Annotated in this window: 9 protein-coding genes; 4 read left to right on the top strand and 5 right to left on the bottom strand. The window is 60.9% G+C overall.

Going from position 1 to position 15,673, the window contains the following annotated elements; all coding sequences use genetic code 11:
* Nucleotides 1-3 precede the first annotated feature (3 nt).
* Genes EN861_RS28520 through EN861_RS28505 form a run of 4 tightly spaced genes read left to right on the top strand, consistent with a single transcriptional unit; the run spans nucleotide 4 to nucleotide 5,439 of the window.
* Nucleotides 4-792 (top strand): TrbG/VirB9 family P-type conjugative transfer protein, encoded by a 789-nt coding sequence (locus tag EN861_RS28520; protein WP_189343762.1) that lies wholly within the window; start codon nucleotides 4-6, stop codon nucleotides 790-792.
* Entirely contained in the window at nucleotides 792-2,249 is a 1,458-nt protein-coding gene (virB10, locus tag EN861_RS28515) for a type IV secretion system protein VirB10 (RefSeq protein ID WP_135867178.1), read from the top strand. Before EN861_RS28520 ends, virB10 begins: the two co-directional genes overlap by 1 nt.
* Nucleotide 2,250: 1 nt before the next feature.
* A complete protein-coding gene (gene virB11 / locus EN861_RS28510) occupies nucleotides 2,251-3,276 on the top strand; it encodes a P-type DNA transfer ATPase VirB11 (RefSeq protein ID WP_135867176.1) in 1,026 nt (341 codons plus the stop codon).
* Nucleotides 3,277-3,288: 12 nt separating this feature from the next.
* Nucleotides 3,289-5,439, top strand: coding sequence for a type IV secretory system conjugative DNA transfer family protein (locus EN861_RS28505; RefSeq protein WP_135867175.1), 2,151 nt, complete (start codon nucleotides 3,289-3,291; stop codon nucleotides 5,437-5,439).
* Nucleotides 5,440-6,118: 679 nt separating this feature from the next.
* On the opposite strand, the gene EN861_RS28495 is transcribed toward EN861_RS28505, so the two are convergent.
* The 5 genes from EN861_RS28495 to EN861_RS28475 all read right to left on the bottom strand — a co-directional run bounded on the left by EN861_RS28495 (nucleotide 6,119) and on the right by EN861_RS28475 (nucleotide 15,452).
* Nucleotides 6,119-9,031 carry a hypothetical protein gene (locus EN861_RS28495; RefSeq protein WP_135867173.1) on the bottom strand — a complete coding sequence of 971 codons (2,913 nt, stop codon included), beginning with the start codon at nucleotides 9,029-9,031 and terminating at the stop codon, nucleotides 6,119-6,121.
* Nucleotides 9,032-9,150: 119 nt separating this feature from the next.
* The gene (locus tag EN861_RS28490; protein ID WP_135867171.1) at nucleotides 9,151-11,487 is read right to left on the bottom strand and encodes a S8 family peptidase; all 2,337 of its coding nucleotides are present in this window, start codon (nucleotides 11,485-11,487) and stop codon (nucleotides 9,151-9,153) included.
* Nucleotides 11,488-11,499: 12 nt separating this feature from the next.
* Nucleotides 11,500-12,495, bottom strand: coding sequence for an ATP-binding protein (locus EN861_RS28485; RefSeq protein WP_135867169.1), 996 nt, complete (start codon nucleotides 12,493-12,495; stop codon nucleotides 11,500-11,502).
* Nucleotides 12,496-12,819: 324 nt separating this feature from the next.
* Complete coding sequence (locus EN861_RS28480) at nucleotides 12,820-15,048, bottom strand: relaxase/mobilization nuclease domain-containing protein (protein ID WP_135867167.1); 2,229 nt, start codon at nucleotides 15,046-15,048, stop codon at nucleotides 12,820-12,822.
* A complete protein-coding gene (locus EN861_RS28475) occupies nucleotides 15,045-15,452 on the bottom strand; it encodes a MobC family plasmid mobilization relaxosome protein (RefSeq protein ID WP_135867165.1) in 408 nt (135 codons plus the stop codon). The genes EN861_RS28480 and EN861_RS28475 overlap by 4 nt, the downstream gene beginning before the upstream one ends.
* Nucleotides 15,453-15,673: the final 221 nt, after the last annotated feature.

Genomic DNA, 15,673 nt, shown 5'->3' with positions numbered 1-15,673 from the left:
CGTGTGAGACTCGCCCTGGCGACCGCCGCCCTTCTGCTCGGCGCGATCCACGGCGCGGCCGCACGCGATGGCCGCATCCGATATGTCACCTTCAACAATGACGACGTGACCACGGTGCGCGCAGCTCTTGGTATTTCAACGATGGTCGAGCTAAGCCCGACCGAAGTCATCGAAACCGTCTCCGCCGGCGACACGAAAGGCTGGTCGATCATCCCCAAACGCGGATCGCGGTTCCTCTTCGTCAAGCCGTTGGAGCGCGATGCTTGGACCAACGTCAACGTGGTCACCAACCGGCGGGTCTATTCCCTTCTGCTGCAGGCGACTGACAATAGCCGCGACCGGGCATCCTTCCAAGTCCGGTTCAAATACCCGGACGAGGATATTAACGCGCGCCTGCTCTCGCAGGCCAAGGAGAGCGCCGCCGATCCGGATTTGAAGGATCTGAACTATGCCGATCTCAACTACGACTATGCGTACAAGGGCGACGACAGCCTGAAGCCGCGCACCGTGTTTGACGACGGCACCAAGGTGTTTCTGGAGTTCAAGGGTGACATTCCGGCGATTTTCGTTGTCGACGACAAGCGTCAGGAGTCGCTGGTTAACGTTCGCACGCAGGGCAAATACACCGTCATCGACAAGGTCGCACGGCAATTCACCTTGCGGGCCGATGGCAAGACGCTCTGCCTTTACAACCGGGCGCGACCCAACGCTATCGATCCAGTCGAGCAGGTCTACGGTCCAACGAAACTGACAGGTGGTTCCACCCTGTTCGGGTCCAGCGGAGGGCGGTGATGACGCAGATCGACTATAACCAACTGGACGGCAGCCCGACTGTCGCGCGCCGCGGTGCGGGTGTGGGTACCAAAATCGCCCTGGTCGGCCTCGGCGTGGTGCTGGTAGCCGCGCTAATATGGCTGAATTGGCCTCGAGAGCCGGTATCGCGCGATCTTCGCAGCGATGCCGAGGAAAACTTCAACCCGCCGGAGTTTCGCCCGCCGGTGCTGAACGAGCCGCCGCAGCCTGCCGACGGCACGATCGACCAGATCGTGGTGCCGCCAGCGGCCGACGACCTGAAGGGCACGCAACAAGCCGATAATGTCGATCAGACCGTGCAGGAGGGCGCGGATCTCGATGCTCAGCGGCGCGCACTGGAGGCGCAAATGGCGGCCGAGGAGACTCGCCGCAAGGCCGAGGCGGAAGAAGCCCGTCGCAAGGCCGCGGCTGAGGACGAGGCTCGCCGCAAGGCTGAGGCCGCCGAGCATGAAAAAGCGGTGTGGGAACGCCTGCGCTCGAACCAGATGGTGACGAATGGTGAAGCCGGCTCGACGGACGCCGGCCCCCAGGCGGCACAGGTAGAAATCGCGCCCGACGGTCAGATCATCCCGGTCCCCGGCGCCGACAGCGATCCCAACAAGGCATTCCTGGCACAGTCAGAGGCAAGTTCTTCCAGTATCGTCAAAGCCAGGGTCTTCCGACGCACCGATGCGTTGATCCCTGAAGGAACGATCCTTCGCGGCTATTTGGAAACCGCGATCAACACCGACCTTCCCGGTGCCGTGCGCGCTGTCGTGCGTGAGGATGTCTTCTCGCTCGACGGCAGGCGGATTCTCATCCCGAAAGGGTCGCGCCTGACCGGGGAATACCGCTCGGGGCTTGCGCGCGGTCAGAAGCGTGTTTTCATCGTCTGGAGCAGGCTCATCCGCTCTGACGGCATTTCCGTCGATATCAAGTCGCCCGGTGCAGATGCGCTCGGCCGCGGCGGCATGGGCGGCCGTGTCGATACGCACTGGGTTGAACGGTACGGCAACGCTATCATGCTTTCAGTCGTTGGCGGCGTCTCTGAATACCTATCCTCGCTTGGCGACAGCAGCCAGGATGGACAACAGCGCCAGGTGTCGACGACCGATCCCGTGACCGGTGAGACCACGACCGTAACTTACGGTGGGAATGGCTCGCAGCGCGACGCCCGCAGCATCGCGTTCGATAAGTCATCGACCGCCCTGCAGCAACTCGCGCAAGAGGCGTTTCGCGACACGCAGAACATTGGCCCGACAGTCTACGTCGACCAGGGCACATCGATCGTCGTGCTGGTGCGGAGAGATCTCGATTTCTCGGACCTGTACGCTGATCCCGTCCAGGAAGAAGTAGCGCGCCTGAAGGCGGGTGGGCGGCCGAAGACGGCGATCGATCCGACGCCTCTTTACGCGACGCCAAAGGATCATTTCTATCCCGGCTATGGGAGCCGGTGAAATGAATGCCGTGCATCCCCTCCCCGACCCTTGGGCGAGAGCCCCGGTGCTGCGCGCTCATCTGGAGCCAATATGGTCCTATTTGAACGAAGAGTCCGTTTCCGAGATTGCGATCAACAGGCCAGGTGAATTGTTCATCGAACGCTTAGGCGCTAAGGAAATGGAGCACGTCGTCAAGCGCGAGGTCACTCCCGGCTGGATTAGGCATATCTCGACGGGCGTCGCCTCGGCGACAAATCAGGTCATCAACGAAGAAAAACCGGTCCTGTCGGCCGCGCTACCTTCGGGTGAGCGTATCCAATGCATCTTGCCGCCCGCGGCTCCCGAAGGCGGGGCGATCTCGATCCGCAAGCAGGTCATCATGGATATGAGCCTTGATGCCTACAAGGATCTTGGCGCATTCGAAAACACGGCGATGGGCAGCGGCCTGGCGCTCTCAGCCGAAGAAAAGCGACTTGTCGAAATGCTGCACGACACGTCGCCGATGGACTTCTTGCGTTATGCGGTGCGCAACCGCGTCTCGATCGTCGTTTCAGGCGGTACGTCGACCGGCAAGACGACGTTTTTGAATGCACTCCTGAAGGAGATCCCGGCTCATGAACGGATCATCACGATCGAAGACACCCGCGAACTGAGGCTGCCGGCTCCCAACAACGTCACCCTGATAGCCTCGAAGGGCGACCAGGGCCTTGCCAAAGTCTCCGCGCAACAGCTTCTCGAAGCTTCGCTTCGCATGCGACCCGACCGTCTGTTGTTGGGCGAGTTACGCGGCGCTGAAACCTTCGCGTTTCTCCAGGCGATCAACACCGGCCATCCGGGCTCCCTCACGACCGTTCATGCCAATTCCGCCCGGTCCGCCTACGAGCGGCTGGCGCTAATGGTCATGCAGGGCAGTACGGGGCTCTCACGGAGTGAAATCCTCGATTACTTGCGCGAGGTCATTCCGGTGGTCGTCCAGATGGTCCGCACCGAAGGCGGACGGCGCGGTATCAGCGAGATCAAGTTCACCAAGGCGGAGACGATCTAACGAGGCCCATCCATGCAGAAAATCGCAACAGCAATTTTCATGGTGCTCATGGCGATGGCCGTGGGCGCCCTGCTCTTCACGGTCGCCTATGTCGCGACAGATTGGTACCGGACTGGCTCCCACGTCCTGTTCGACCAGCTGAACGCCAATCCCTTGCCGGTTGTTCGTCTGGCCTGGACTGACGTGACCGCGAGAAATTTTGACCGCGTACAATATGCCGTTGCAGCGGGTGCATTAGGGTTTCTCTTGCCACTGGTGAGCTTGTTTCTCATGCGCCCGAGAAAGCGCAATGACTCTCGCTTCATGACCATGAGCGACATATCGAAAACCGGCCTGACGAAAGTGGGCGGCGTCTTCGTCGGTCGAGCCGGCGGCGGGCTTGCCGAAATTCTGTCGCCCGGCCGCGATCAGCGCTCGGGCAAGATCCACTTGACGCAGCGCAAGCTGATCGGCGGTAAGAAATTGTGGATTGATGGCGATGATGTCGGCGGCTTCATCATAGGGCCGCCGCGCTCCGGTAAGGGCACGTCTCTCATCATCCCGAACGCCTTGACCTGGCCGCATTCGCTCGTGGTTCTCGACCTGCGGGGCGAGACCTATGCGGCGACTGCTGGTTACCGTTCGACCATGAGCCGCGTGGTGCGTTTCGCGCCGGCTGATCCGGACGGGAATACCGCGTGCTACAATCCGATGGACTTCATCTCGCTGGACTCGGCACAGCGCGACATCGACCTTCGCAACATCGCGGCAGCGCTGTTTCCGCGCCCCCCTTCGAACGCGGATCCCTATTGGGTCAACGACGCCCGCCTCCTTTTTACCGGCATAGCATCCTTCGTCATGGAATCGCCTGCGATCCTAAACGAGAAGAAGACCTTCGCCACAATCCTCGAGATCATGAACGGCGCCGAGCAGCCGCTCCTCGAATTCATCGGCTCGCTGCGCGATGAACGCCGCCGCGAATGCTCGCATTTCACGCTGCAAACCCTGTTGCCGTATTTCGAAATGTCTGAGCGGCAGTTTTCCGGAATCTATGCCGGCGTGCGGACCGGCATGGCCCCCTTTCTCAACGAGCGCCTGATGCGAGCTACCTCGCGCAGCACGTTCGATATTCGCAAACTCAAGCGCGACCGGATCTCTCTTTATCTCGACGTACGGCGCGAGCAAATCACGTCGCTTGGACCGTTGTTCAACGTCCTGATTACGCAGATGATGAACTTCATGTCGGAGACTATGCCGCGTCCGGACGAGCATCCGGTGCTTGTGCTGCTCGACGAGTTTCAGAACCTCGGCAAGCTCGAGAACGTGACCGAAATGGCGAGCGTGCTTGGCGGCAACGGGGTCTCCATGTGGTTTTTCGTGCAGTCGCTGAAGGCCGTAGACGAGATTTATCGCCAGGAAGGGCGCAAGACGCTCATCAACGCTGCTCGCGTGCAGATCTTTTTCGGCGCGCAGGACGCGGACGATCTGCGCTACGTTTCCGAGCAGCTCGGCGAAACGTCGGACGTGCAAAAGGACGTGACACGCACCAAGGCAACGTTGTTCGACACATATTACACGCGCTCGGAGCACCGCAAGGAAGTGCGGCGGCCCCTGATGCGGCCAGATGAAATCCGTACGCTCGACAAGAACAAGGTCATCATATTGCCGCGCGGCGAACTGCCGATCCTCGGCACCCGCAATTTCTATTTCGCCGACGGCCAGCTCGCCAACCGCGCGTTCATGCCCCTGCCCGCCTCTACCGACGCTTCGCGCACGAAAAGCCCTGCATTGGACGCTTCCGGGGCGGTTCCATCTCCTGCGCTTCCGACGATTGTGCCGACAGCACCGGCGTACCGCTCGGGCCTCTTGCAGACGCGGCTGCGGCGCGGCGCGACATTTGCCGCAAAGGCAAACCGTATACCTCGACCTCAGGGCCGGCGCACAATCGTGAAAGACCGGCTGAAAGTAACAGACGCTGCAGCCGCGCCAGCTTATGCCGCCATAGATTTTGCCGCTTTGGCCGCCAAAGCGGTGACAACACGCATAGCGCCCGACAAAGAAGCGGCGGTTGCGGCCATCCTGAACAAGGTGCGTTCTCTGCGCGCCAACGCATCCGACACCGAGACTTTCGATCGAAATCTGAGCATCGTCGAAGAAGCTTTGCCTGATCTAGTCGATGGGTAGGCTAGCATTCCGATGCGGCGTAGAGGTCATTGTCTACCGTGACCTTGTTCGTCATGGCGGTGGAGGACATTGCCACGCGTTTCGAGCAGCGCCGAGGTCTCAATCGAGTTCAAGCGCAAATCCCGCATAGACCGCGCTTCGCGCAATGAGATCACCAAGTTCCCAGTCCGTGAGTTCGCAAAGGGGAAGCATTCTCCTCACGGTGTGGCTAACCTCGGATATCGAAATAATCGGGCTGCCGAGGTTGTCGATCAGATGCGGACAATCGCTTGGCGAACGTCCGACAAGGTAGGCGTCTGCGCGAGCGCGGGCAATCTCCGGCCCTATGAATAGAGCCGTAGTTGTGCCGCCACGGCTGTTTTTAAGTCGAAGGCGACCGGCACACCGTGAACAATGGATGCTGCCGCCACGCCATCAGTGACCGCGCGCAAGTATTCCTTTGTGCGTGGTCGAGGTCGAACACGAGGCGGTCGGCCTCGCTTTCGTAGCTGCGCTTGTTTCGAGGCGATAGCAAGAGTGGGCCAGCGGTCGTGCTGTTGCACAGAGTTCCGACCTTCAAGACGAACATCCTCTCTAGGCCTACCGACCATCAGAGAGGGGGCGAACCGTGCGTTCGCCGCTTTGAGTGGGACGCCAGAATACCGCGTATCATGCGGCCAGCGCCCACCGCAGTGATCGCCTATCTGTCGAGTGGCGCATCATCCTGATCCCACCCAAATACATCTTGATGCGGAACGTCAACGTCGCGAAGGCGGAATCGCGATACCAGAAATTTCTCAGCTCCCTCATAATCCACGCTTGGTGGCCAATGCAGCTGCCAGCTGCTGAAAAAGGCGCCAAGGTAAACCTTGGCATGGGCGCGTAGCAGCTCATCGGTGAACACCGCCGGGAGAAGCGCATCGGCCTCGGTCTCGACCTTATCTAGCAGGGCCATTCCCCGGCTTCGGAGCTCCTCAAGTGGGAGATCTTTCGGCACATCAAGCCGAATGCCCATCGCGATGTTGCTTAAGATGCTCAGAATCTCCCAATCTTTCATGCCTCGTTCATGCATCTCGAGCAATCGCGCCCGAGTGCCAGGATCGTGAGCGATGCCTGAAATTGTGTACCGAAGCGATACAAGGACTTTGTCATACCTATTTTGCGCGTCACCGAGTGCACGTTCCAACTCGAACGTTGGACCCGGCCCGTCGAACCACTCAACACGGCCGCCGGCGCGGCTGACGAAGGAACGCTCGGGATCGAGAGGCGCGATCGACTGGCGGAAGAGCTCGGCAAATAGATCCTCAGGAACAAACTCCCGGAACAGTTCCGCGTAGGGCCGACCAACAAAGGTTGGTTCCAGCACGGACCTGTCAAATTGCCTCGCTAAGGCCTCATCATCGAGCACGGAGATTACGCGAAGGGCCGCAGCGAACACCAATAGAACATCAGCACTTTCCTCCGGCCCTCGGTCCCGCGACGGCAGCGTCACGCGAAATGCGGCTCGCGTCTCGGTCGGCTCTTCTACCGTCAGTCTCTCAATCGCGTCGGAAACCTCGATATTCATGATGATATCGACCGGGACGATTCCCAGGTCCCTGTTCGCGAAGGCGAAGACTACAAGCTGCAGTTCCGCGATAATCTGCTCGGCCGGTGGGGTCGTGCGATAATCGTTGAGGAAAACGCAAGTCCAGCGGATGCCGAGCCCCTCCCAGCGGACGTGTCGTTCGAGCCCGAGATCGCCGAAGGGTCGATCGAGTAGTGCTTCCTCAAGGCCGGTCCACGCCTCCGGCCAGGTGCCTCGTTTCCAAAAGCCATCAGGCTTGTTCGCGGCGCTCAGAATCGGATCTCTGAGCAAGGGAGGCCACTCGCCTACGAGTTCGTCTAGCGCCTGGCGTGTCGTCGGGCTCCCCCGCTTCAGGAAACCAAGTAGGGACGCCAACTGTCCCAGATTGCTCTGCAGCCGCGGATGCCGCTCTGTGTTCAGTGGATGATCGTCATGGAAAATATGGGCTTGAACGAACACGGGAAGCAGCCGAAGAAACCCAAACGAATTGCCGGCACCGTCTTCGGCATCGAGCAGCTCGAGCAAAGCCTCGGGTTGTAGGCGGCGGACACCGTCCTCCCGCTCGTAACGGGTTAGAAGCGCGGCCGTCATCGCATGGTACTTCGCAGCATAGGCGAGACCATGTTGGCGATATTGTTCGGCAAGCAGGACCAGGATGCGCACCGCTCCTACTAATCGCTCACCAGAGAACCACTTGGCTTTGGCTCGATGAAGTTCCCGGATGGCAGCCGCGGGTTGGTCCCGCTCGAGCAGCGACAGAGCTCGATCGATGGCCTTCTCACCGGCCGCCACGCCGCCCATACGCTCAGCCAGCAGATCATCGGCTCGTGCTGCGAGACCCATCAACTCCGGATCGTCCCCGCGGAGCTTGACTATCTCGACCAGCAAATCCGCAAATGCTTCGATCGGATAAAGTGACGCTTGCTCGGCGCTGTCCAACATGGCGTTCCAGAGTGCGATCACAGCAGAAAAATCGGGCGCCAGGCCGGGTCCTGCAGGCGTCTGCGCTAGAAGGGCCCGCACGTGCAGCAGGCCCGCCCTTCGTCCCGGACCGATCGCTTCGTCGAGTTGTGATTGCACGGCATCTGCGAGTTTGCGCCGATAGTCATGCAGATCGGACTCCTTCGTGAGAAACTGTCCCAGCCAGTACCCGCCAAACGCGTAGGTCAGTAGCGTCGCAGCCGTAGTCAGATCGCCGATGTCTGTATGGGCTTCGACGTCAACGAAGTAGTCGGCAACCAGATGAGCCTGACTGGTCATGTCGCCGCGACCACGCAGATGAGCCACGGCTATCTCATAACTCGCCGAGCGAACCAGATCGCGCGGCGCCATCGGCACGAGGAAGCCCGCCATTCTCTCTATCCAGAATGATAGGTCCGGCCGTGCGACAGGTTCAAACGTAGCATGACGCAAACCCGCTTTGATCGCAACGAAGTCGGCGCGGCTGATCGGAAGCACCGTCCGAGCCTTCCAGTCCACCTTATGCTGCGCATAGCCGTCGTCGTCCGACTGCATCTGTGGGCTGATCTCGGCTGGGACGTGCAGAAATTCCTCCGCGATCCAGAACAGGTCGGGCTCAGCCAACCACTCTGCAATGGTATTGCCGTCGAAGATTTGGAGCTCAGCCCCTATGCCGCTGGCCGCAGTGACCAATTCCTGGCGTTTGGCAATCGGGAGATTCGCCTCGCAGAAATAGACGATCTCGTCGACCTTGCCGGTCGCGAGGATCTTTTCGACATCGCTACGGATCTTTCTTTCTATGCGCTTTTCGAGACTACAGGCAAACGCGACCGCCCATTCTCGCGATGAGCGCGCCGCGAACAGGGAGCCGGCCACGGGTAGCGCAATCCCGGTTCGAAACGTCTCGAAATCGCGGCCTCCGTCCCCACCGGCGCTGACAGGGCCCGTCGCAGGCAGGATGTTGCTGTAGATGCGGGCGCGGGCAAGGTGGCGTGCGAGATGCTCGAACTCGTGATGCGCGTTACGGGAACCCAATTCGCTCAAATGAAAGCGAAGCTGGGCGGCGAGTTGGACAGGATTTACCATTTCATGCGCGTGTGCCGGCCGAACACACGCCCCCCGATCCCACGATCTGCGAGAATTGCGATAAACGCGACCCGGTGAGCGTATGGGTCGAGCACATATCAATGTCCGCCTTCACCGGTTCAACCGCGGAGCTGGATACGCTGGCGTATCTGCTGGTAGATTTGAATCTCGGCTTCGTGTGCGACCTGCACGACGATGGCAAACCGTTGGCGGTCAAGCTCCGTCGCCCACCCGGCTTCGCACCGAACGACCATGTAATAGCGATCGCCGTAGTTCGAAATGTCGGTCTTGAACGTCGCAGTAGCCGACTGGAGCGTACTCTTCTCCCTCGATTGCGGACCGGGAACCAGCTTACACTGGAACCGGTTCGCGATGTCGGGGATCGCCTCGTCACGCGGTCTGCGGCGATAGTGTTCCGAGATCAGCGCGGGCTCGCATCCCCGCACAAGGCGGAAACTCATACCGACGCCGGCATAGTCATTGCGGCTGTGACGGACCGGCGGATCGTACGCAAGCGAAACGCGGATCGTGCGCCGGCCATTTGTGCTCTGAAATAATGCTGGGACCGGCAGCTCGTAGATGGCGAAATAATCCATCGCCAGCTCGTCTTCCGCATAGAGCACGACGCGTGCATCATCGGAGAATGCGGCGTGCTCCAGATTGATCTGCCCGTAACCACACACGTTCCGGACTGCGTCGTCGCCCAACGGCGACAAACGCTGGTATGCGGCCTCAGGTACAGTCGCCGATGTGGCAAGTAGTGCGCGTACGAGGTTGGCCGACGCCTCTGGAAACCGGGACAGCACCTGAGCCGCCTTGAAGGCGACGATCGGAGCCGCATAGGAGGTGCCCGATCCGCTGGTAATCAATTGGTCAATCGGCCGATGATGAAGCGTGAGCAGTCCGGCGCTCGCGATGTCGCCGCCGTCGCGTAGTCTGTGAACGAGTGGGTCGACGATCATCGTACCGCCGAGATCGATGAAATCCGGCTTGACCGATCCCTCCACCCCGGGCCCGACCCGCGTAAATGGCGACGGCTCGCCCTCCTGCGTGATCGGCCGCACCGCAACTTCTGCGCCGAGCCGCGCATCGAGCCCATTGCCATGGGCGAGAGACCCGACCGTCACAACGTTGATGGCGCCGCCGGGCTCAAAAATCCGATTGCCCTCTTCGATTAGGTAGCGGGGATACTCCGTCACGGCCTGTTCGATCCTGTTGCCCGCACGCGGGGCACGGTTGCCGGCCGAGACCACGATCACAACATCAAGTTCGCGCGCGAGTTCATCCAGTGTCGCGGCCCAGGTGCCGACTTTCCCACCGTCATAGACGCGCTTGCGGTCGGCTAGCGCTATGACAAACAGCCGGCATCCAAAACGGGCGTGAAGCGCAGTGACCGCCTCTCGCATCTGAGAGGGTACCAATCGCCGCTCATCGAAATCGCCGCGCTCGTTGACGACCTTGGCGGAACAAAGACGCGCTGCGCGCGCGAGGGCACCGCCGGCAAGCTGAGCACGAAGATCTCCGAATACGGCCACGCCGCCAACGCGCGTTCCATGCCCCCATTCGTCGGCAGTGCCCAGACGTTCGGGAACGCCGATCGCGCCCACGAGGATGTCCTCAATTAGGGGATGGTCATTGACGCCGCTGTCGATCACGCCGATGAGCGGCGCGTCTTCACCAAGGAGCCCCGGCTCCGGCAGTTCGCCTAGTTCGAGGCGCATGGCTTCTGCCGTTGCAACGTCCGGGGACGGCGGAAGGTCGATGGACGCGACGTCCTCAAGCGAAAGCAACGATCGAAAAACCTCTCCGCTGGCGCGGATACGTGCCAGGGTGATCGACGGCCCAATATACTCGTCGAGCCATTCGCCGCCGCGAGCGACCACATAGGCTTCGATGTCGGCAAGTTTGCGCTGACGTAGGTCACGTCGGCCCAGATCCCAGAGCTCCAGGTCGGCGATCAACTCACCGACAGCGTCGAAGTCTTCGGAATCGGTGTAGCCCTCTTCTCTCAGGCGCATCCCAATCCGATCTCTTGGATCGACCGTACCGACCGATGCAATCGAGGCGACGAAGGTCGCATACGGAGCGCCCGCCTGCCCAGCCGGGATCGGACCGCCATAGGCGACGATCCGCGCCCGGAAGTCGTCCAATTCGTCGTTTGACGAAAAAAGGACAAGAGTTCGGTCAGCGTCGCTCGATAGCACCGTTAGGCCTAGATCCTCCCAGTCGCTTTCGAGCAGCGAACCCGTCATGCGGACACGAAGGATCAGAGATGGATTGACGGTCCCAGGAGGACGCCGACGCTGCTGAACCGCAACCGCATCGTTGAGCTCCTCGGCGATTCGGCGGCTGTGATCAGGACGGTCGCGCTCCGGTGCTGCACCAAAGCCCGGGCGCTTGCGGCGTTCGAGTTGCTCCGGCAGCCTTGCGAGCTGCAAATGGTCGTACCGGGCCATTAAAGCGGCCTCCTACGACTGGCTGGTGAGGCGCGACCGACCCGCACTGCGACGCTGTTCGTCGAGGATGGCGGCATTGAAATCCCGCTCCCTGACGTCCTTGCGCTTTTCGATGACCGCCGACTTTATCGCCTGAATGCAGACGCGCTCGATCTCCGCGTAGGATAACCCGATCAGTTCACCAGCCTTCGTTCCGACATCGAAGGCCGTCGACACATTTCGGAATTTTGTGCGTAGGTAGCGGCCGATCAGCTGCTCATCCGGCTTGTCAAACCAGATCACCTCGTCGAACCGCCGCCAGATCGCGCTGTCGAGAGCGTGGTCGAGGTTTGTTGCAGCGATCAGGAAGCCCTGGGGTCTGAGGCGGTCGATGAACAGGAGCAGACTATTGACGACGCGCCGGAGCTCGTTGTGTTCGCTTGAATCATCGCGAGACCGCGCCAATGCGTCGAACTCGTCGAGAAAAAGAACACAAGGCTGCTTCCGGGCGAAGTCGAAGATCTTCCGAAGATTGCTCGCGGTTTCCCCAAGATAGGAGGAAATCAGCTGGTCGAGTTTGACGGCAAACATCGGCAAGCCGAGCTCAGCGGCAAAAACCTCCGCTGATACGGTCTTGCCGCAACCGGGCGGTCCGCAAAACAGGAGCTTTGATCGCACAGGCAAACCCCTGCGCCGGATTTCTTCAGCCCGTCGGAACTCCTTGAGGAGTCCGATGAAGACACGCGTGTTGGAAGCGCTGAGAACGACGTCTTTGGTTGTATGCGTCGGCTCGACCCGCTCGACAAAGTCCTTGGCGGCATCCGGAAACGGGATGAGTGGCGCAAGCGATTTCATGGACCTAGGCCCGCTCGGCGAAGGACCGCTTTCGAGAGTCTTGCGAAGAGTGCGCGCAAGAACCTTGTTGTTCTTCTTTTCTTCCTCGACGATTATCTGCTCAGCAACCGCACGAAACTCATCGTCGCGGCCATAGCTCGCCAGCAATTTCTTCATCAATTCACCGCGAGCCATCAGAAATCCTATACTTTGCCCTTGCAGGTACTTGATAATCGCTCCGTGCTGAGGAACCCCGACGCTTAGCGCCAGACCGTCAGAATCGGCCCCGCGATACCTTACTTGGGAATCATTCTGGTCGAAAGCGGTTACAGGGCCGTTTCTAATGCGTTGACCGAGTTCGGCGAGCGGTCCTTCATGACGGGACGTCCGCTTTCGGCGTCGCATAAGAACTACCGCAATGTCCGCAATGGGGGCGCATTACTACTCTGCAGCCTGATCATTCTGTGACGAATGCGTCGTTTTGCTGACCACGCGCGAGGACGCCAGGATGGCCCTTGCTCAGCGCTCGTAGTCGTTATCATTCGAGCGCTGAGTCTTGCGGTCCTGCTCTTCAGCCTGCTGAACCTTCTGCTTTTTGGCATCCTTCTGCTTGGCTCTCTCCAGCTCGGTGCCGGCGCGCGGCTGCTCCGTGTGGCGGGGATCGTCCCGGGTTGGAAGGTCTCGCCCTCGCGCCTCGCGCTCGGGGATCGGCTCGCCACCACCACGACGCTGTTGCTGCCGCTCGAATTGCAGCCGCGCGAGACGATCGTGCATCTTGTCGTTCACCTCTTCACGATACTGTTCGAACTGTCCTTGATGCGCCGGCGGCAGCGTCTCGCGCATATTGTCCAGAGCCTGATTGACGCGGGCCATCTGACGCCGCATTTCCAAGGGGGTCTGCGCCATGTCCAAATCTCCTATCAGTGCATTCAATTCTCTCATACCGGGATGGGACAGGAAAGACTTTTGCCCCGGTTGATCAGCCCCGCGGCCCGCGGCAGGCCTTGCCTGCCCCTCTCCTGCCCGATCGCGACGGAATTGCAGGAAATTGTTGCCGATCGACTCCGCTGCCGTGAGAGCCTGACCGACTATGCCCGCGGTCCGCATCGTCGTCACAGTCTTTTGCCATGCGGTAGCGATTGCATCGCCGTTCACGACAAGGGAATGTCCATCCAAACGGCGTTGCCGCTTGGCCTCCACGCGCTCGATCGTTCTTGCGCTGACCTGGTAGCGCGGATCGCTCTGGGCGCGGCTGTAGGCTCCGGCATGCTCCTTCGTGAAGGGCCGCGTCATCGCATGATCCATGCGCCGCGTCGCCACCATCGCAATGCCGTTCTCGCGTGCTTTTTCCGCAAAGGCCTCGCGCCAGGCGACCAGATCTGGCTTGTAGAATTTCAGGCGCTCGCCGTCGGCTGACCGTGCCTGCACCATCGCGTGGATATGGACGTGCTTGGTGTCCTTGTGATGCGCCAGGACGAACTTGTATCCTGGCGCTCGCTCCTCGAGCACGGCGCGCGCCGCGGCCATGACGGCGGTGGCATCGGTGCCGGCTCTTGCCGAGAAAAGCAGGTGATAGGCATTGCGGCGCTCACGCCCCGAAAACTGCGGGCGCCATTGTTCATAGACCGAAGCCGCCGCCTTGGTGGAATTCTTCGCCCCGGGCACAGGTTCGCCATTTGCGTGGCGGACCTGGCTGTGGGTGCGGATGAACTTCTGCAGGAAATATTTCGCTTTGGGTTCACGGCTTACGGCCGCCGTCACCTCTGCCTTGGCTACTACCCCCGCCGCGCCCATGGCTTCGGACAACCGCGCCTCGATCTTGTCGAGCGCCTTGCTGCGCGAATTCTCCCGCCCACCGGCAAGCACCTTGGCGAGCGGTCCTGCCCGCTCATCGGTGTGCGCGTATACCTCCACCGCCTCACCGTCCCGTGCATAGATGAACGGTTTTGCGCCGAAGGCCTTGTTCAACGCCTCGCTCAAGGCGGCATCGGTGAGCTCGCCGGCGAGCTCGAAACGAACCTCGATAAAATTGGTATTCTCCAAGGGCGGTTCGAACGTTTCGCAAAACGTCTCCAGGAACGCCTTTCGTGCGCCGCCTGTCGCAAGGACCTGTCCATCCTCATCGAAGATATCGATGTCGTGTTTCTCGCCTTTTTCGTCCTCGCGCTTGCCGATGTAATTGAGCAGCCGACCGGCGGCCTCCTTGGTCGATGGCGGATTCGGCATGACCTTGAACACGGCAGGTTGCGCGCCCGCCGCATAGCCTGCCCGTGCCGCCACGGCCCGCGCCTGATAAGCGACCCGCGCCGCTCGTCCCGTACCGCTCTGGCGATCGGTGCCACGGCCGCCGCCGCCGCGCCGCTTCCAGTCTTCCTCCTCCTCTTCCGGCCGGAAACCGGCGAGCGTGGCGCCATAGACCATGATCGGGGCGCTAACGGCCTTGGGCGAGCTCGCCGCAGCAGTGGACTTCGGTGCCCCGCTGGACATGGAGATCCCCGCCGCTCCTGCCCCTCCCGGCGAAGAACGAGCGGCGTTCCTGCCGCCACCTAGCGTCGAGCCGGCTTGTCCTTGCCCCAGGCGTCCGCCGCCACCGGTCAGCTCATAACTCTTCATCGCCTGGAATTCACCGGCCTCGCGTCGGGCGCCCGTCACGGACTTGTCGTCGTCCATGTCCTCACGCTTCACGCCGGACTCGCCGCGCAGATAGCGTTCGATTTCGGCCGCGTAGCCAGCAAGACGACCGCTCATGGCCGGACCTCCCTCGCCTTGCGAGACTCGACGGTTATCGTTTTCAGTTCCTCGCGAAACTGCCGCACAAGGTCGCCCACTGCGATCAGCGCCTGCTCAAGATCCTCATCGTGGGCAACACGGCCGTCGTTCATGGCGCGCACGGCCTGATTGAAATTGATGCCGACGCGCCGCAGCTGATCGGTCATATCCACGATCGCCGGCCGCAACGCCTCTGACGCAAGAGGCAGATACCCCGCCTCTGCCCGCACTACACGCCGGACGACCTCGCTGACGGTGACGCCGTCCCGCTCCGCAATGGCTTTGAGGCTGGCCAGCTCGTCAGCCGAAAACCGGATGTGCGTCACCTCGCCGTAGCGTCGTGACGCGCTCTTCACCGCTGTTTTCTGGACGTCTGCATTCATCTCTCAAGCCCGCTTGCGGGCGCTAAGGCCCCAGGGCCGCGCCGCTTATTTTGTGTGTATCACAAAATAGGCTATCCTGCCAATAAAACAGCGAGAAAGCAGAGAATTGAAAATTACGGGGCGCGCCTTCTCACCAGCTCAGTTGTCGGCGGCAGTAGCGCGGGCGAAATGTTCCCATCGTGATTTGATGCGATGTGTATATGATGCGTTGGCGACTTGTT

This window comes from Mesorhizobium sp. M8A.F.Ca.ET.218.01.1.1, assembly GCF_004791165.1.
In the GTDB taxonomy this organism is placed as follows: domain Bacteria; phylum Pseudomonadota; class Alphaproteobacteria; order Rhizobiales; family Rhizobiaceae; genus Mesorhizobium.
Note: the sequence above shows the minus strand (reverse complement) of the source record. Positions and strands in the feature narration are given on the sequence as shown.

Bases quoted from the DNA above. Each gene is read 5' to 3' on its own strand.
- EN861_RS28495 (WP_135867173.1), bottom strand. From the start codon at position 9,031: ATGGTAAATCCTGTCCAACTCGCCGCCCAGCTTCGCTTTCATTTGAGC.
- EN861_RS28505 (WP_135867175.1), top strand. From the start codon at position 3,289: ATGCAGAAAATCGCAACAGCAATTTTCATGGTGCTCATGGCGATGGCC.
- EN861_RS28480 (WP_135867167.1), bottom strand. From the start codon at position 15,048: ATGAGCGGTCGTCTTGCTGGCTACGCGGCCGAAATCGAACGCTATCTG.
- virB10 (WP_135867178.1), top strand. From the start codon at position 792: ATGACGCAGATCGACTATAACCAACTGGACGGCAGCCCGACTGTCGCG.
- EN861_RS28490 (WP_135867171.1), bottom strand. From the start codon at position 11,487: ATGGCCCGGTACGACCATTTGCAGCTCGCAAGGCTGCCGGAGCAACTC.
- EN861_RS28485 (WP_135867169.1), bottom strand. From the start codon at position 12,495: ATGGCTCGCGGTGAATTGATGAAGAAATTGCTGGCGAGCTATGGCCGC.
- virB11 (WP_135867176.1), top strand. From the start codon at position 2,251: ATGAATGCCGTGCATCCCCTCCCCGACCCTTGGGCGAGAGCCCCGGTG.
- EN861_RS28475 (WP_135867165.1), bottom strand. From the start codon at position 15,452: ATGAATGCAGACGTCCAGAAAACAGCGGTGAAGAGCGCGTCACGACGC.